The 16,976-nt window shown below is 70.0% G+C and carries 16 protein-coding genes; 8 read left to right on the forward strand and 8 right to left on the reverse strand.

Features of this window, described 5'->3' with window-relative positions:
* Positions 1-5: 5 nt before the first annotated feature.
* Genes ACX9GQ_RS05065 through ACX9GQ_RS05090 form a run of 6 tightly spaced genes read left to right on the forward strand, consistent with a single transcriptional unit; the run spans position 6 to position 6,127 of the window.
* Complete coding sequence (locus ACX9GQ_RS05065) at positions 6-1,208, forward strand: D-alanyl-D-alanine carboxypeptidase family protein (protein ID WP_459628447.1); 1,203 nt, start codon at positions 6-8, stop codon at positions 1,206-1,208.
* On the forward strand, positions 1,205-1,876 hold the full coding sequence (gene tmk, locus ACX9GQ_RS05070) for a dTMP kinase (protein WP_459628448.1): 672 nt from the start codon (positions 1,205-1,207) through the stop codon (positions 1,874-1,876). Before ACX9GQ_RS05065 ends, tmk begins: the two co-directional genes overlap by 4 nt.
* Positions 1,873-2,940, forward strand: a complete 1,068-nt coding sequence (locus tag ACX9GQ_RS05075) for a DNA polymerase III subunit delta' (protein WP_459628449.1) — start codon at positions 1,873-1,875, stop codon at positions 2,938-2,940. Before tmk ends, ACX9GQ_RS05075 begins: the two co-directional genes overlap by 4 nt.
* Before the next feature lie 23 nt (positions 2,941-2,963).
* Positions 2,964-4,523, forward strand: coding sequence for a methionine--tRNA ligase (metG, locus tag ACX9GQ_RS05080; RefSeq protein ID WP_459628450.1), 1,560 nt, complete (start codon positions 2,964-2,966; stop codon positions 4,521-4,523).
* Positions 4,524-4,529: 6 nt separating this feature from the next.
* On the forward strand, positions 4,530-5,324 hold the full coding sequence (locus tag ACX9GQ_RS05085; protein WP_459628451.1) for a TatD family hydrolase: 795 nt from the start codon (positions 4,530-4,532) through the stop codon (positions 5,322-5,324).
* The gene (locus ACX9GQ_RS05090) at positions 5,321-6,127 is read left to right on the forward strand and encodes an MBL fold metallo-hydrolase (protein WP_459628452.1); all 807 of its coding nucleotides are present in this window, start codon (positions 5,321-5,323) and stop codon (positions 6,125-6,127) included. Before ACX9GQ_RS05085 ends, ACX9GQ_RS05090 begins: the two co-directional genes overlap by 4 nt.
* A gap of 141 nt (positions 6,128-6,268) precedes the next feature.
* Here ACX9GQ_RS05090 and ACX9GQ_RS05095 read toward each other — a convergent pair whose 3' ends face one another.
* From ACX9GQ_RS05095 to ACX9GQ_RS05115, 5 genes are read right to left on the reverse strand one after another with little or no spacing between them, the layout of a single operon-like run.
* On the reverse strand, positions 6,269-7,213 hold the full coding sequence (locus ACX9GQ_RS05095) for a lipid kinase (protein ID WP_459628453.1): 945 nt from the start codon (positions 7,211-7,213) through the stop codon (positions 6,269-6,271).
* Positions 7,214-7,244: 31 nt separating this feature from the next.
* Complete coding sequence (locus ACX9GQ_RS05100) at positions 7,245-9,479, reverse strand: CHASE2 domain-containing protein (protein WP_459628454.1); 2,235 nt, start codon at positions 9,477-9,479, stop codon at positions 7,245-7,247.
* A gap of 15 nt (positions 9,480-9,494) precedes the next feature.
* Positions 9,495-10,247 (reverse strand): DUF6065 family protein, encoded by a 753-nt coding sequence (locus ACX9GQ_RS05105; RefSeq protein ID WP_459628455.1) that lies wholly within the window; start codon positions 10,245-10,247, stop codon positions 9,495-9,497.
* A gap of 12 nt (positions 10,248-10,259) precedes the next feature.
* The gene (locus tag ACX9GQ_RS05110) at positions 10,260-11,207 is read right to left on the reverse strand and encodes a FecR family protein (RefSeq protein ID WP_459628456.1); all 948 of its coding nucleotides are present in this window, start codon (positions 11,205-11,207) and stop codon (positions 10,260-10,262) included.
* 8 nt (positions 11,208-11,215) lie between these two features.
* Positions 11,216-12,553, reverse strand: coding sequence for a surface lipoprotein assembly modifier (locus tag ACX9GQ_RS05115; RefSeq protein ID WP_459628457.1), 1,338 nt, complete (start codon positions 12,551-12,553; stop codon positions 11,216-11,218).
* Positions 12,554-13,051: 498 nt separating this feature from the next.
* On the opposite strand from ACX9GQ_RS05115, the gene ACX9GQ_RS05120 reads away from it, so the two are divergent.
* Positions 13,052-13,789, forward strand: a complete 738-nt coding sequence (locus tag ACX9GQ_RS05120; protein ID WP_459628458.1) for a response regulator transcription factor — start codon at positions 13,052-13,054, stop codon at positions 13,787-13,789.
* A 4-nt stretch (positions 13,790-13,793) separates the two neighbouring features.
* Here ACX9GQ_RS05120 and ACX9GQ_RS05125 read toward each other — a convergent pair whose 3' ends face one another.
* Complete coding sequence (locus ACX9GQ_RS05125; RefSeq protein ID WP_459628459.1) at positions 13,794-14,219, reverse strand: hypothetical protein; 426 nt, start codon at positions 14,217-14,219, stop codon at positions 13,794-13,796.
* A 4-nt stretch (positions 14,220-14,223) separates the two neighbouring features.
* On the reverse strand, positions 14,224-14,985 hold the full coding sequence (locus ACX9GQ_RS05130) for a hypothetical protein (RefSeq protein WP_459628460.1): 762 nt from the start codon (positions 14,983-14,985) through the stop codon (positions 14,224-14,226).
* Between the two features lie 421 nt (positions 14,986-15,406).
* Here ACX9GQ_RS05130 and ACX9GQ_RS05135 point away from each other — a divergent pair, with 421 nt between their 5' ends.
* Positions 15,407-15,982: a GAF domain-containing protein gene (locus tag ACX9GQ_RS05135; protein ID WP_459628461.1), complete on the forward strand. Its 576-nt coding sequence runs from the start codon at positions 15,407-15,409 to the stop codon at positions 15,980-15,982.
* On the opposite strand, the gene ACX9GQ_RS05140 is transcribed toward ACX9GQ_RS05135, so the two are convergent.
* Positions 15,979-16,791, reverse strand: coding sequence for a DUF1194 domain-containing protein (locus ACX9GQ_RS05140; RefSeq protein ID WP_459628462.1), 813 nt, complete (start codon positions 16,789-16,791; stop codon positions 15,979-15,981). The two genes, ACX9GQ_RS05135 and ACX9GQ_RS05140, sit on opposite strands and share 4 nt — an antisense overlap.
* Positions 16,792-16,976: the final 185 nt, after the last annotated feature.

Genomic DNA, 16,976 nt, shown 5'->3' on the forward strand with positions numbered 1-16,976 from the left:
ACTCGATGTTCAGGTCTTTCTCACGGCTCGTGCTGCCGGCCTTGGCGGCGCTGATCGTAGCGGTGGCGGCGCCCCGCGGGGCTCACGCCCAGGCGCAGCAGGCGTTCCAGACCACGGCGCCCTACGCCATCCTCATGGATTCCGACACCGGCGCCGTCCTCTTCGAAAAGGCGGCGGACGACCTCATGGTCCCGGCCAGCATGGCCAAGCTGATGACCATCGAGGTGCTGTTCGACCAGATCGCCAAGGGCAAGGTCAGCCTCGACGACGAGTTCCCGATCTCGGAGAGCGCATGGCGGCGCGGGGGAGGGCCCTCGGGCGGCTCCAGCATGTTCGCGGTGCTCAACAGCAAGGTGAAGGTCTCCGACCTGATCCTTGGAATCACGGTGATGTCGGGCAACGACGCGGCGATCGCCGTGGCCGAGGGACTGGCGGGGTCCGAGGGCGCCTTCGCCACCCGGATGACGGCGCGGGCGCGCGAACTGGGGCTCAAAAAGTCTGTCTTCACCAACGCCACCGGCATGGGCGACCCGGACCAGAAGGTGACGGCGCGCGAGCTCGCCCTGCTCTCGAACCACATCATCAAGACCTACCCGGATCTCTACAAGGCTTTCGGGCAGCGCGAGTTCACCTGGAACAAGATCAAGCAGCAGAACCGCAACCCGTTGTTGACGATGGACGTGGGGGCCGACGGCCTGAAAACGGGCAACATCGGCGACAGCGGCTTCGGGCTCGTCGGCTCGGCGGTGCAGAACGGCCAGCGGCTCATCGTCGTCGTCAACGGGCTCAAGACCGCCAAGGACCGCGCCGACGAGGCCCGCCGGATCATGACGTGGGGCTTCCGCTCGTTCGAGACGCGGGAGCTCTTCGCGGCGAACGACGCGATCGGCGAGGCGAAGGTGTTCGGCGGCGATCCGGGCAGCGTGCCGCTGACGGCGCGCGGACCTGTCCGCATCCTCGTGCCGCGCGGCAGCACGGAACGCCTCGTGGCGCGCATCGTCTATCAGGGGCCCCTGCGTCCGCCGGTGGCGGCGGGCCAGGAGGTGGGGCGGCTCAGGGTGCAGCGCGGCGACGTGCAGGTGCTCGACATCCCGCTGGTGGCGCAGGCGGACGCCGTTCGCGGGCCGCTGACCAAGCGTGCCTTCGACGCGGCGACCGAGTTCGTCATCACCACGGTGCGCAGCAAGTTCCAGAAGACCGGGTCATGAACGTCCCCGCGGCGCGCGGGCGCTTCATCACGTTCGAGGGCGGGGAGGGGGCCGGCAAGTCGACCCAGTGCGCAGCGCTGGCGGAGCGGCTGGGGGGCCTCGGGCTACGCGTCATCCGTACGCGGGAGCCGGGCGGGTCGCCGCGCGCGGAGGAAATCCGCAGCGTGATCCTCTCTGGCACGGCGGCGCGGCTTGGCCCGCTGGCCGAGGCGCTGCTGTTCTACGCCGCCCGCGCCGACCATCTCGCAGCGACGATCCGCCCGGCCTTGGCGCGCGGCGACTGGGTGGTCTGCGACCGCTTCTCCGACTCGACGCGGGCTTACCAGGGCGCGGCCGGCGGCGTGAAGGCCGATGTGCTCGCAGCGCTGGAGCGCATCGTAGTGGGCGAGGACCGGCCGGACCTCACCGTGATCCTTGACCTGCCGGCGGCGGTCGGGCTGGAACGGGCGGCCAGGCGCCGCGGGGACGGCGAGACCGACCGCTTCGAGCAGGAGGCGCTTTCCTTCCACGAGGCGCTGCGGGAGGGATTTCTGGCGATCGCCGCGCGCGAGCCCGGTCGCTGCGTCGTGATCGACGCCGGCGGAAGTCCCGGGTCCGTCGCGGACGCCGTCTGGAACGCGGTTCGCCAGCGCCTCAACCTCACGGGTCCGGCGGAGAACGCGTCGTGAGCGACGCGGCGGACATCCCCGAGGTCGACCGGCTCCCCGATGCGCCGCACCCGCGGGAGGCGTCCGTGCTGGTGGGGCACAGGCCGGCGGAGGCCGCGTTCCTGGATGCCTACCGCGGCGGGCGCTTCCCGCATGCGTGGATCCTCGGCGGGCCCGAGGGGATCGGCAAGGCAACCTTCGCCTACAGGGCCGCGCGATTCCTGCTCGCCAATCCGGATCCGTCCGCGCCGGCGGTGCAGGCGGCGGCCGACCTCTCGGTGCCTGCGTCCAGTCCCGTGGTTGCGCGGGTCGCGGCGCAGTCGCATGGCGGGCTGTTCGTGCTGCGGCGGCAGTGGAACGCCGAGAAGAAGTCGATGCCGACACAGATTCCCGTCGAGTTCGTGCGGCGGAGCCTCGATTTCTTCGCCTCGACCGCGGCGCTCGACGGCTGGCGCGTCTGTATCGTCGACAGTGCCGAGGACCTGAACGCCAACGGCGCCAATGCGCTGCTCAAGACGCTCGAGGAGCCGCCGAGCCGGGCCTTGTTCCTCATCGTGTCGCACGTGCCGGGCCGGCTGCTGCCGACGATCCGCTCCCGCTGCCGGATGCTCTCGTTGCGCCCGCTGGGAGCCGCAGACCTCGTGGCGGCGGCCCGCGCCGCCGGGTCCGAGGCGCCCGAGGCGGACCTCCTGCGGGCGGTGCCGTTCGCCGACGGCTCGGTGCGCCAGCTCCTCAAGCTGATGGACGAGGAGACGCTGGCGGTCGTCGCGCACATGCGCACCGCGCTGTCACGGCTGCCCGCCGTCGACTGGACGGACGCGCACGCGATTGCCGAGGGCGTGGCGGGGCGCGCCAACGACGCTACCTTCGAGGCCGTGGTGGAGAGCATGTTCACCTGGCTGAGCGAGCAGGCGCACGCCGCAGCTGGGGAGGGGGCGGCCCGCCTTGCACCCCTCGCGGAGGTATGGGACAAGATCGCCCGCGCCTTGCGCGAGGCGAGGGCGTTCAACCTCGATCGCCGGGCCCTGATCCTGTCCCTGTTCTCGGACCTGTCCGAGGCGGCGCGTCTGACGCGGGCCTCGTGAGGCCCGCATCCGAAGAAGCCGCGATGGCCGACCGCTCAACCTTCTACATCACGACCGCGATCTCGTATCCGAATGGCAGGCCGCACATCGGCCACGCCTACGAGCTGATCGCGACGGACGCCATCGCCCGCTTCCAGCGGCTCGACGGGCGCGACGTGTTCTTCCTGACGGGGACGGACGAGCACGGCCAGAAGATGCTCCAGACCGCGGCGAAGGAGGGCGTGACGGCGCGCGAGCTCGCCGACCGGAACGCCGCCGTGTTCCGCGACATGGGACGGGCGCTGAACGCGTCGAACGACGACTTCATCCGCACCACCGAGGCCCGCCACCACGCGACCTGCCAGGAGATCTGGAAGCGCATGGAGGCGGCCGGAGACATCTATCTCGACGCCTACTCAGGCTGGTATTCGGTGCGGGACGAGGCGTTCTTCGCCGAGAGCGAGACCACGCTCGGCGGCGACGGCGTGCGCCGCGGCCCGACCGGCGCGCCCGTGGAGTGGGTGGAGGAGGAGAGCTACTTCTTCCGCCTCAGCGCCTACCAGGACCGCCTCCTCGCGCTCTACGAGAGCCAGCCGGACTTCATCCGGCCGGAGGAGCGGCGCAACGAGATCATGAGCTTCGTGCGCTCGGGCCTGAAGGACCTCTCGGTCAGCCGCACGGCCTTCGACTGGGGCATCCCGGTGCCCGGCAACCCGCGCCACGTGATGTACGTCTGGGTCGATGCGCTGACGAACTACGTCACCGCCACGGGCTATCCCGATCCGGCGGCGCCGCGCGCCCGCTACTGGCCGGCGGACGTCCACATCATCGGCAAGGACATCGTGCGCTTCCACGCGGTCTATTGGCCTGCCTTCCTGATGTCGGCCGGCTGGCCGCTGCCCGGGAGCGTCTTCGGCCACGGGTTCCTTTTCAACCGCGGCGAGAAGATGTCGAAGTCGGTCGGCAACGTGATCGACCCGTTCTCGCTCGCGTCCCACTACGGCGTCGACCAGCTGCGCTACTTCCTCCTGCGCGAGGTGCCGTTCGGCCAGGACGGCAATTACTCGCACGAGGCGATCGTCGCGCGCATCAACGCCGACCTCGCCAACGACCTGGGCAACCTGGCGCAGCGCTCGCTGTCGATGGTGGCCAAGAACTGCGACGGCGTCGTCCCGGCGCCCGGGGCCTTCACGGCCGCCGACACGGCGCTGCTCGAGGCCGCCGCGGCGCTGCCGGAGCGGGCGAGGGGGGCAATGCGGGACCTCGCCCTGCACACCGTGCTCGCCGACATCTGGCGCGTGGTGGCGGACGCCAACCGCTACTTCGCCTCCGAGCAGCCGTGGGTGACGCGCAAGACGGATTCGGAGCGTTTCGGAACCGTCCTGTACGTGACGATGGAGACGCTGCGCATCATCGGCATCATGGCGCAGCCGGTCATCCCGACGGCGGCTTCGGCGCTGCTCGACCTCCTCGCGGTGCCCGCGGGCGAGCGTGCCTTCGCCGACATCGCGGGGCGACGGCTCGCCGCCGGAAGCCGTCTCCCGGCGCCCAGCCCCATCTTCCCCCGCTACGTCGAGGACGAGGCGGCGGGCGAGGCGCCGTAGGCGCCGATGCTGGTCGACAGCCACTGCCACCTCGATTTTGCCGACTTCGCGCCGGAGCGCGACGCTGTCGTGGAGCGGGCCCGTGCCGCGGGCGTGCGCACGATGCTCACGATCTCGACGCGCGTGAGCAAGTTCGACACCGTGCGCGGCATCGCCGAGCACTACCCGGACGTGTACTGCACGGTGGGCACGCACCCGCACAACGCCCACGAGGAACCCGACGTCAGCGCGGCGGACCTCGTGGCGCTGGCCGCGCATCCGCGCTGCGTCGGGATCGGGGAGGCGGGGCTCGACTACCACTACGACCGGTCGCCGCGTGACATTGCGGAGCGCGTGCTGCGCACCCACATCGCCGCCGCGCGGACGTCCGGCCTGCCGCTGGTGATCCACAGCCGCGACTGCGACGCCGACATGATCCGGATCCTGTCGTCGGAGATGGAGCAGGGGCGGTTCGACGCCGTGCTGCACTGCTTCAGCTCCGGTGCTGCGCTGGCGCGGGCAGGCGTCGAGATGGGGCTCTTCGTCTCGTTCTCCGGCATCCTGACGTTCAAGACGTCCGACGCCCTGCGCGCCATCGCGGCCGAGGTGCCGATGGACCGCCTGCTGGTGGAGACGGACGCGCCCTACCTGGCGCCCGTGCCGTTCAGGGGCAAGCGCAACGAACCGTCCTATGTGGTTCAGACGGCTCGCGTTCTCGCCGACGTGAAAGGCGTCGACGCCGGCACGATGGCGGCGGTCACGACTGACAACTTCTTCCGCCTGTTCGCCAAGGCGCAGCGACCGGAGGGGCCGGCCGCATGAGTGCAGGGCGCCTGACGATCCTCGGTTGCGGATCCTCCGGCGGCGTGCCGCGCGTGGGCTCGGGCTGGGGAGCGTGCGATCCGGCCAACCCGCTGAACCGGCGCCGCCGGTGTTCCGTGCTCGTCGAGCGCACCGGCCCGTCGGGCACGACCAGCGTCCTCGTCGACACGTCTCCGGACCTTCGCGAGCAACTGCTTGACGCCGACGTCACCGCGCTCGACGCGGTGCTCTACACGCACGACCATGCCGACCATACGCACGGCATGGACGACCTTCGGCCGCTCGTCATCCACCGGCGCCGCGTCATGCCGGTCTACATGGACGAGGCGACGTCCGCGCTCACGCGCGACCGGTTCCTGTACTGTTTCGTGTCGCCGCCCGGCAGCGACTATCCGCCGATCGTGCGCGAGTTCCGGATCACGCTGGGTCACGACGTCGTCGTCGATGGCGACGGCGGTGCGATCCGGGCGGCACCCATCCGCCTGGAGCACGGCAACCGCGATGCGCTCGGCTTCCGGTTCGGCACGATGGCCTATACGCCCGACGTGAGCCGGATCCCGGACGAGAGCGTCGGGCTGCTCGAGGGGCTCGACCTGTGGGTCATCGACGCGCTGCGCCACACGCCGCACCCGACGCATTTTTCGGTCTCCGAGGCGCTGGCCTGGATCGAACGGTTGGCGCCGAAGCGTGCCGTCCTGACGAACCTCCATACGGACCTGGACTACGCCGCGCTCAAGGCCTCGCTGCCGGCGAACGTCGTCCCGGCCCATGACGGCCTGCAGTTGTCCTTCGATCCGGACTGACTGTCGCGATCAGGCTTCACCTTCGACGACCGGAGCGGCGCAGATCGTTGGCTTTCCTGCCGCATCACGCCATCCGCTTGAGTTCCATAATATAGCTTATGCGAATCATGGACACGGGCGCGGGGCCCGTGCCCGGCGTCGTCAGGCTGCCGGCGACGGGACGCTCCCCTTCGGCGGGGCGAAGACCTCGATGGCGCCGGGGCGCACCACGAAGCGGGCCGGCGTCTCGGTGACGAGTTCGCCGTCGGTATTGATCGGCCGCGGGCGGCGCGTGCGGATCTCGAACTCCGTGCACCGCGCGGTCCTCACCTCCTTCCACGCGCCATGCTGGCCCTGGCGGAACGAGCGCAGCATCAGCGCAAGCTTCCAGACGTTGGCGAGTTCGAGGCTGTAGAGGTCGAGGTGCGCGTCGTCGATCTCGGCCGTGTGCTCGACGACGTTGCCGCCGCCGTAGTGCCGGCCGTTGCCGACGGCGATCTGCAGCGTCTTCACCCGGTCCTCGCCGCTGCGGCTCGTGATGGTCGCGCTGAAGGGTTCGGCACGGGCCAGGACCTTGGCGGCGGCGATGGCATAGCCCAGCCGCCCCCAGCGGCGCTTGATGTCCGGCGACAGCGTCTGCGCGAGTTCCGCGCTGAGGCCGATGCTGGCCACGTTGAAGAACGGATGGCCGTTGACCTCGCCGATGTCGATGCGGCGGGTGTGGCCGGCGGCGATGACACCTGCGGCATCGGTCAGGGTCATCGGCAGGCCGAGCGTGCGCGCGAGGTCGTTCGCGGTGCCCATGGGCATGATCCCCATCGGCAGTCCGCTCTCCATCACCGCCCTTGCTGCCGCGTTGATCGTGCCGTCGCCGCCGCACACGATCACGAGGTCCATGTCGGCGCGGCGGCGGGCGATGTCCGCGGCGAGTTCGTCCGGGGTCGCGAAGGTCTCGACCGCCGCGTCGATGCCGCCCGCGCCCAGCCGTTCGAGGATGCGGTCGAGCGGGGTCTTCCCCTGGCGGGCGTTGGGATTGACGAGCATGAGCGCGCGGCGGCGTGCGGCAGCGCCCGTCATCGGCGTCTGGTGTTCGGCGAGCGTCGACATGGCGCCGACTTGGCGAGCCGACCGGCGTGTTTCAACCCCCGGAGGCGAGCCGGGATACAGCCATGCCCGAGGCGTCGTCCTCTGCAAGCCTGGCCGCGAATGACGCGTAGAAGGCCGCAAACTCGGGTGCGGCCCGGGTCTCGCAGGCGCGGGCGAGGGCGATCGCGTCCTGGAAGCGCCCTGCCCTCCACGCCGTCATCATCGCATCGTGATCCGCCTGCAGCGCCTTGAAGGCCGGCGTCCCGGCCACCGTCTCATCGCCGTAGAGGGCGTACAGGCGCAGCGCCGCGGATTTCCCCTTCAGCGGGACGGCGTCGACGTCGAGCACGGCGAAGCCAGGCGCCTGCCGGACGGTGGCCTCGGACACGAGGATCTCGGTCGCGAAGCCCTTCGAGGCGGACTCGATCCGCGCCGCGACGTTCACCGCGTCGCCGACCGCCGAGTAGTTGAAGCGCCGCTGCGAGCCCATGTTGCCGACGCACGCTTCGCCGGTGTTGATGCCGATGCCGATCTTCACCGCGAGGTCGGTTCGGCCGGCCGCGCGGAAGCCGAAGGCGTCGGCGGCGTTCATCTCGCGCACGACCGACCGCATGGCGAGTGCGGCCCTGCAGGCCCTCGCGGCATGGTCCGGCACGTCCAGCGGGGCGTTCCAGAAGGCCATGATCGAGTCGCCGATGTACTTGTCGATGGTGCCGCCCTGCGCCTGGATGGCGTCCGAGAGCGGCGACAGGAGGCTGTTGAGGAAGCCGACGAGCTCCGTCGCGCTGATGGACTCGGAAATCGGCGTGAAGTCCCGCACGTCCATGAACATGATGGTCAGCGGCCTGATCTCGCCGCCGAGCACCATGCGGTCCGGCGCCTTCTCGAGCTCCGCGAGGAGCTGGGGCGCGAGGTACTGGCCGAAGGCCTGCCGGACGAAGCGACGGTCGCGGTCCGTGGTAACGAACAGGCCGCCGGTGACCGCGAGGTGCGTGGCGAGCGCCCCCAGCGCAGGATAGACAGGATCGAACAGAAGACTGGCCTGCGAGAACGCCACCCATGATGCGGCGAACGCCGCGCCCGCTGCGACCGTTCCGACCGCGAGCGACAGCGCCGGCCCGAACGCCAGGGTCAGTCCCAGCACCACGAGCCCCAGCACGAGCGTCGCCACGGTTTCCAGTCCGTCGGCCCAATCGTAACGGGTGAGGAACGACCCCTGCACCATCTGCTCGAGCACCTGCGCCTGCAGGTCGACCCCGGGGATCGATTCGCCGAGCGCAGTTCCCCACGAGTCCCCGAGGCCGGCCGCGGTGAGGCCGACCACGACGATCTGCCCGTCGACCCGCGAGGCGAGGTCGGCGCGGCGGGCGGTGTCGAGCACGTCCCGGGCCGAGATGCGCCGCTCCGGGCGGGTCCGGTCGTAGTAGACCCAGAATTCCCCGTCGCCGGTCATCGGCACGACGACGTCGCCGATGCGGGTGTCGATGAGGCTGGTGCGCCCTGCCCCGAATTCGCCGCTCGCGCCGGTGCCGCGGATCACGAGCGTGCGCGCGCCCTGCGCCACCCGCAGCGCTTCGACCGGGAAGGACGGGAACAGCGTCTTTCCGTCCGAGACGTAGAGCGGCACGCGCCGGACCACGCCGCCACTGATGCCGCCCGACCGGAGGCTCGTGGCCCCGATGCCCTTGGCCCCCTGCTCCAGCAGCGGGAGCGGCGGGGTCGTGCCGGCGAAGGGCGGGATGAGCCGCGCTGGGTCGGCGCTGGCATAGGCCCAGCGCGTCTTGACCTGCGGGCGGAGGGTGTTCGGCTCGCCCGTTGTCGCGAAGGCGAGGATGGAAGGCGTCGTGCGCAGCGTGGCCGCGAAGGCTTCGTCGGCGTCGGGCAACTCCGCGACGACCGCCTTGACGGCCGGCCGGTCGGCGACGTCGGCCGGCAGCTGGCGGACCATCTGCGCGGGGGACAGGCGGTCCGGCTCGCTGAACAGGACGGCGAAGCCGACCGCGGCGGCGCCGAGGTCGACGAGGGACTGCGTGAGCTCGGCCATCCGGGTGCGGGGCCATGGCCACTGCCCGAGCGCCGCGAGCGCGTCGTCGTCGATCGCGACGACCCGGACGGCGGGGTCGCCGTACTCGCGCGGCTTCAGGCGCTGGTAGGCGTCGAAGGTCAGGTTGCGGAGGCCGCTGACGATGCCGGGGTCCGCGGCGCGGACGCCGACGATGGCCATCAGCGTCGCGAGCGCAGCGAGCACGGGAAGGCGGCGCCGCGAAAGGGACGAGGCGACCGACATGTCAGGCCCCTGCCCTCATCGTCCGCCCGCCAGCGGCGCGCGCACGAACGGCCTCGCCTTCACCCGCGTGCGATGGTCGTCGGACGTCGCCTGCCCGTCGGGCGAGCGGCCCTGGTGGTAGTGACGCTGCCAGAGCGGTGCGTCGGCCGGACGGCCGGGCTCCAGAAGGCCTGCGTTGAACTCCCGCCGCGACCGGGCCCAGGCCGCATGGCCCGCGGCGAGGACCGGGTCCTCGGACAGGAAGGACCACTCCGGTTCCATCTCCTCCACCAGCCCCCGCCGCAACGGCATCAGGTGGGCGAAGGGCTCACCCGCCTCGAAGCGGACGGTCACGCCCGGACGGGTGAAGCGCCAGTTCATCGTGAACGTGGCTACGGCCCAGTCGGTCTCGACGATCCCGGTGAGCGCGGCGATGCCATCCTTGGCCGCGTTGAGGGGACCCGTGACCATCAGGTCGATGCCCTGCGGCGTCCGGAAGAGGCAAGGGATCCGGAAGGTGAGGATGCCGGCGCCGAAATGATCGATGGCCAGGGAGGGAACGGCGTCGTCGTCCGGCACGACGTGGACGCCACCCACCGCAGTGTCGCCGCCCCAGAGGGCCGAGAAACCCGAGGGGTTCAGCAGCTCCCAGCCGCTGGCGTTGGCGATGACGAGAGGCAAGCACCGGTAGGCGTGCCGTCCCGCGGGCGCATCCATCCACTCGCGCTCCACCGGTGCCGGACGGGCGTCGAGGGCGTGTCCGTCGATGACGTGCGCCTGGAGCTTCACGCCGCGCCCGCGTCAGTCGCAGTGCGGTGGTGGTGGAGGCGGAGGTGGCGGCGGCGGAGGGGGTGGCGGAGGTGGAGGTGGAGGGGGCGGCGGAGGCGGCGGGGCCGCGTTCTGGCTGATCCTCGGGGGCTGCTGCTGCGGAGCGGCGGTCCTGGAGGAGTTCGTGATCTGGTTGACGGTCTGCTGGGTGAACGGGCCGAAGGTGCTCGTGGTCTGCACGCCGCCGAAGCGGTCGGTCTGCGGGGGCGGCAGCGGCAGCCCCGCGTTGATCCGCGCCACCGTGCCGGCCGTCGAGGTGTTCAGCGTCAACCCGGTCGGGGGCGGTGCGGCGCCGGGCTGCACGCCCTGGCTGGCGCCGGCGAAGTCGGAATGGGTGGCCGGGGTCACAGAGGGCCCTGCCCCGCGCGAGCCGATGTCGAGCTTCTGGCCGATGGGGATGGTGATCGTCTGGCCGTTGTTCTGGTACGTCACAACACCGAACACGGGGATCACGCGCAGTTGCCCCGTGCGGCGGTTCATGGCGACGAAGACCACGCCGCCGCGCACGCCCACGGTGCCCGCCGGCGTGCGGATCGTCATGCCCTCGGTGTGGCTGATCTGGCCGCCGACGAAGCGCAGGGCGCCCTTGGTCAGGTTGGCGATCATCCGGCCGGTGCCGGCCTGCGGATTGTAGACGTACTCGTCGATGAGGACGTCGCTGTCGGGCCCCACGTTCAGGGTCGACTTGTCGACGAACAGCACCTGCGCGGCCCCGTCGACGGCCGTCGTCACGCGCTCCTTGAAGACGAGATCGTTGCCGATCTGCAGGACGCGGATCTGCCCGCTCGGGCGCGTGCCCGTGGTGGACGGCTTGACGGCCGCCGTGGTGCCGACGGAGGGCGGCGCCTCGGCCGACGCGGAGGCCGTCCCCGCGAGAAGGACGCCGAGGCCGGTGACGAGACGACTGCGCTTGCGGGCCATGTTGTCCCCTAGAACCGGAACGTCGTGCCGACGCTGACGGACAGGTTACGCGCGTCATAGTTGACGATGTTTGAGTCGATCACCGAATAACCGACCTGTGTGACGATTCCGACGGCCTTCGCCACGGGCACGTCCAGCCGGAGGCCCACCCGCCAGTCGAGATCGTTGCGCGTCACGCCCGGATCGACGCTCGGATCCGGCCCGTCATAGCGGAAGGTGCCGATCCCCGCGTTGGGGGTGAGGATCCACGACCCCTCCCCCAGCGTGACCGGACCGGTGAACTCGATCGGGAAGCCGATCTCGACCCCGACCTGCCTGAAGCTGTTGAACGCGGTCTGCGCGTCGTTGAGGTTGGCGAGCAGCCTGCCGACCCAGCGGACGCCAGGCACGACAGTGCCGGTCGTCTGCAGCGTGTAGCTCCAAAGGTTGCCGGTCTGCTCCGTTGCCAGCGGATAGTCCTCGGAGTTCTGGTAGAGCCGCCTGCGGTATTCGAGGAAATGATCGAACGTCCCGATTGGCCCCGTGTCGTGGCGCACGCTGAAGCCAGCCCCGCCGCCAGAAAAGTACGTGCTGCCGCCCAGCGCGGTGTAGGTGCCGATCGCATAGGGCCGCACCGACAGGTTGGGGACCGTGTCGTTGGGCAGGGCGAAGCGAGGGCCGACCTGCGCGTCCGCGATGGCCGCGTCGAGGCGGGTGATCCGGGCCTGCACCGCGAAATAGGTGGCAAGGTTGAACTCGACCGCGTCGCCACGCTCGTTGAAGGCCCAGGCGTAGTTCATGCTCGACAGCGCGAAGGCGTTCCAGTCCGGCGTCTGCGTCGTCGTCTGGTCGGCGAGCTGCGACTGCCCGAAGACGCGGATGATCGACTGGCTCGGGCCGGCGTTGGCGTTGGACTGCCAGCGGGCCCCGACGCTCGCATACATCGAGAAGGGGCGCCCTCCCCCGTTGTCGATCTGGCTGATGAACGCGCTCGCCGTGCGCCGGATCGACGGGGACGACTGCGGCGAGCTCTCCGCGGCCACGAAGTGCAGCCGCGCCATCTGCGGGGAATTCAACTGAAGATAGAGCCGGCCCAGTTGGAGCTGCACGTCACCGTTGGCGGGATTGTAGAAGAGCAGCCGCTCGTAAGCGCCGATCGCGGCCTCGTAGTCCTTCAGCGCGACCGCGATTTCGGCGAAGCGCAGGTTGGCATCGAGGTCGGACGGCGTCCTCAGGATCTGGACGAAGAGGCGCTCCATTTCCGACTTGCCGTCGGCAGCGTCCTGGGCTTCGGCGGGTCGCGCCCCCGCCATGGCCCCCGCGACCGTCAGCGCACACAAGAAACGGACGGCGTCGAAGAGGCGCATGACGGCTCCGCAAATTCCCATCCGTGGGTATCCGGTCTTGGTTAACGGATGGCAAACAATTGCGTGACGTTCACGCAATCCTTTCAATAAGGTGTTTCAGATCAATCGCTTGCAGTTCGCTGCTGCGAAGCGGTCCACCGGCCGCGCGAGCCGCCCGGCCGGAGCAGGCGAGCGAATCGGCGCGACGTTGCCGATGGCGATTCCGGCCTCGTCCGTTCACCTGCGACGTTAAGTCCAAGCTGGCAACGGCGCCGCCTTGGCTCTCAACGGTATCTCAATGCATGGTTGCAAATATCTGAGTCCATGATGCTTTCCACGGGAGCATCGGCCGCGGGCAGCGTCCCCTGACCGACGGATCGCTTTCCGCGCGTTAGGACTTGGTTCGCCAGTGTTTGAAACACTTTGCGAGAATCGGGCTGCGGTTATTGTTGGGGTGAGGGTTCGCAGGGCATGGTCGATTTGCGCGCACTCGAAAGGACACCTGTTCAGGACAGCAAGATGTCGCAATCGCCGGAGCCGGCATCGCCGACACGGGTTCTCGTCGTCGAGGACTCCCATTCCCTCAGGCTCCTGATCGCAAACTTCCTGACAACGCAGGGTTTTGCCGTCGCTGAGGCTACAAGCGTGGTGGCCGCGCAGGCGCAGTTGCGCCTGTTCCGTCCGCACATCGCGCTGCTCGACCTGACGCTGGACGACGGCGAGGGCTACGACCTGATCGCGGCGATGACGCGCCAGGGTGTCCCGGTGATGGTGATCTCCTCCAAGGACACCCCTCTGGATCGCATCCTCTGCCTCGAACTCGGCGCGGACGACTTCCTGATGAAGCCGTTCGAGCTGCGCGAGATGCTGCTGCGCATCCGCCGGCTGGTGAAGCTGATCCCAGCCGACGAAGGCGGGAAGGTGCCCAGCAGCGTCCTGACCTTCGGCAGCTTCAGCCTCGACCTGGTCGAGCGCACGGTGACGAAGACGAGCGGCGTGACGTCCAAGCTCACGGATGCCGAGTTCCGGCTGCTGCGGCTGTTCGTTGAGAATCCGCAGGTGGTGCTGGACCGCAAGCGGATCGGCCAGGAGATCTTCCAGCGAAGCTTCATGGACAACAGCCGGTCGATCGACGTGCTGGTGAGCAAGCTGCGCAAGAAGGTCGACAACCCCAACGGCGTGTCCACCATCACCAACGTGCGCAGCACGGGCTACGTGTTCAGCGCCGAGGCCGAGGTCCACCACGCAGGCCGCTAGCCGGTCAGTCGCGCCGGCCGTCCAGTTCCGTGAGCGTCCTTCTCGCCTCTGCGGCCATCCGCCGGGCTCGCCGCTCGTAGCGGTCGAGCGCGGCCATGTGGGACGCGGCGGCCGCCAGGGCCTCCGCGCTCGCGTCCGGTCCGTCCAGCTGGACGCCTGCCGCGGCGCGGGCCGCCCTCACCTTCTCGAGCATCGTCTCTGCCAACGCCAGCCGTGCCGCGGCCGACCGGGCCTCCGGTCCCGCGTCCGCCGGGACGAGCGCCGCCGCAAGGGCCGCCGTCTCGGCGGTGGCGACCACGGCAGGCAGCGAGGCGGACAGCCCGTGCTTCAGCGCGTTCAGGCGCGAGCGGGCCTTCCCGTCGGCGGAGCGAGGGCCGGTGCTGCGCTGCGCGTTGCGGCGGTTGGCCTCGATGCGCTTCTGCGACGCCATCGCCTCAGCCGAACAGGTCCTGCTGCGGATCGGCGGGAGGCGCCGCGCGCCGCACGGGTTCGTCCGCCGGCGGCTGGGCCATCTTCCGCGACGCGGGGCGCTTCGGCGGACGAGCGGGTTCTTCCGCCGTCACGACCTCGGCCTCGATCACCAGTTCGGTGGGGTCGTCCCTCCGCGCCGTCTGCATCGGCCGCGCCGGGCCAAAGGACGCCATGGCCGCGTCGCGCGCATCCTCGGCACGCCGGCGCAACCGTTCGAGGCGCTCATGCGTCTCAAGATGAGCGAGGAAGGCGCCGGCCATGATGGCCTCCTCGTCGAGGCCGGCGGAGGCCAGCGCCTGCGACACCTCGCGCTTCTCGCCGGGACGCCCGGCGATCCAGCCGCGCGCGATCGACTGGGCGGCCTTCTCGCGGGCCGCCGGATCCTCGATCCGCCCGGCCAGCAGCGACGACAGCACCTGCGTGGCCGAGCGCGAGCGCTCCAGTCGCAGCAGCGCGTCCCGATAGCGCTGCATCCGCAGGCTTTCCCACACACCGACCGCCACGTCCCGCAGACGCAGCCAGTCGATGACCGTGGCCGGCGCCAGCGCCTCGGCGAGCCCGTCGCAGAGCGCCTGCCACTCGGCCTCGCTTTCGCCCGGCGCGAGCGGCGGGTTGCGGAAGAGGAACGCGAGGTCCTGCGGCCGCCGAGGCCGGCTCCGGGGCGCGGACGCCCGCGTCACCGCAGCCGCCGTCCGGCTTCCGCCCTTGTCGTTGCGTGCGTCCATGGCCGTCGCCTGGTTCCGGGTCCCTACCCTCCCGCGGTAAGTCACCGGAGGGGGCCGGATCAAGCCGTTGCTGTCCCGCGGCGCTCATTGCCGTGGAAAACGCGCCCTCAGCGCAGCCCGAAGAAGCTGAGGACGGCGATGACCACGACGACGAGGCCGACGAGATAGATGATGTTGTTCATGACGAGGCTCCGCGTATCCGGTCCTTGGACCACTCATCGCCGAACGTCCCGCCCGGGGCCGCGGTTGCATCGCCACGCCAGCGGTCGAACGGCATGATCGGAATTCAGTCGGATACTCGAACCTGTAGCGGGGCCGGGACGACATCCGTCAAGTCGGATGCTGATAAAGGCCATAACGCGTTGAATTCACAGAACTTTAAGCCGCACTGGTCAAGCTCCTCCCAAGGGAGCGCAACCGTATGCATCCAGTACCTGCACACGAAAAAGATAGGATCGATTGCCTTCACTCGCTCGGCATCCTGTATACCGAGCCGTCCGACACCTTCGACCGGATCTGCGAGCTCGTGGCGTGCCAGTTCGGGACCTCGGCCGCCTTCCTGTCCTTCGTCGACACATCCACGCAGTGGTTCAAGTCCACGATCGGGCTCGACCTCAGCTCGACGCGGCGGGACGTCGCGTTCTGCGCGCACACCATCATGACCGACGACGTCTTCGTCGTTGAGGACGCCGGTGCGGATGAGCGCTTCCGGCTCAATCCCCTGGTGACGGACGGTCCGCGGATTCGCTTCTATGCGGGGGCGCCGCTGATCTATTCCCCCGGCCTCCGACTGGGCAGCGTCTGCGCCGTGGACCACGAACCCCGCCGCTTCAGCGCCCAGGAACGCCGGCTCCTGCAGAGTTTCGCGGCCATCGTCGTCTCCGAGCTGCGGCTGCTCGCAGCCGGCCGCCTGTTGCGCCGGAGCCTCGCGGAAGAAGCCGGCCGCACGCCCCCGCGGATGGCGCCCTACGCGGGTCGCCGCCAGGCCGCCGGCTAGTTGCGCCACCACTGCTGGTTGCGCCGCTCCTCTGCGCCGCAGTCGAGCGGCTGCGTCGCCTGGACCGGCACCACGGGAACGGCGGCTGCGGCGACCTCGCGGACGATCTTGGTGCGGACCGCCTCGGCGAACTGCTGGCGCTCGCGCACGGGCACGATGAAGGCGCCGGGGCCGCCGATGACGCAGTCACGGTAATAGACGTCCAGGTTTTCCGTATCGAAGGAGCCCGTCGGGCGCTTGAGCATGATCGGGAGGCCGTTGATCACGATTCCCTTGTCGAGCGCATCCTCGCGGGCCTCGACGATGCTGCGCCCCTGGTTGTTGGCGCCGTCGCCCGAGATGTCGATGACGCGTCGCAGCGCCTCGAAGCCCCCCTCCTCGAGCAGCTTCACGCTCGTGTCGATGGCGCCGGAGATCGACGTCCGGGGCCCGCGGCGCGGCGGGATGCGCGCCAGTTCGTCCGCAAAGGCCCTGGCCGAGGCCTGACCGTCGATGATCGTCCAGCGGACCACGACGTGCTGGACGTATGTCCCCGCCCACTCGAAGTAAGTGACGGCGATCCGCCCGACCATGCCGTTGCGGATCGCCTCGTGGACGAGCGGGGACCGGAAGGCTTCCACGAAGCCCTCGCGCTGCAGGGCCTGCTCCTCGGGATCCATCGAGTTGGAGATATCGACGGCGATGACCAGCGCCACGTCGACCTCCTCGGCGGCACGCGCCTGCGGGAGGGCGGCAAGGCCCGCCATGGCTGCCATCGCCGTGGCGATGAAGGCGCGCAGCAGCACCCTTCCGAGTCGCGTGTCGGTCATTGCAGTCCCTCCAACCGGGAGTTTGGGCCTCCATGGCGGGGTGACAAGGGACGGACGCGGGCGTCGCGGTCACAATTCCTTCAAGCGGCCTCTCCGGGCGGGCGGTCGCCGCTGTTGACGCCTCCGCGGAAGTTTGATCGGATGGTCAAATCATAGGGCGGCACGGCACGATGCCTGCCCGCCGA

Source organism: Alsobacter sp. R-9, from assembly GCF_054612375.1.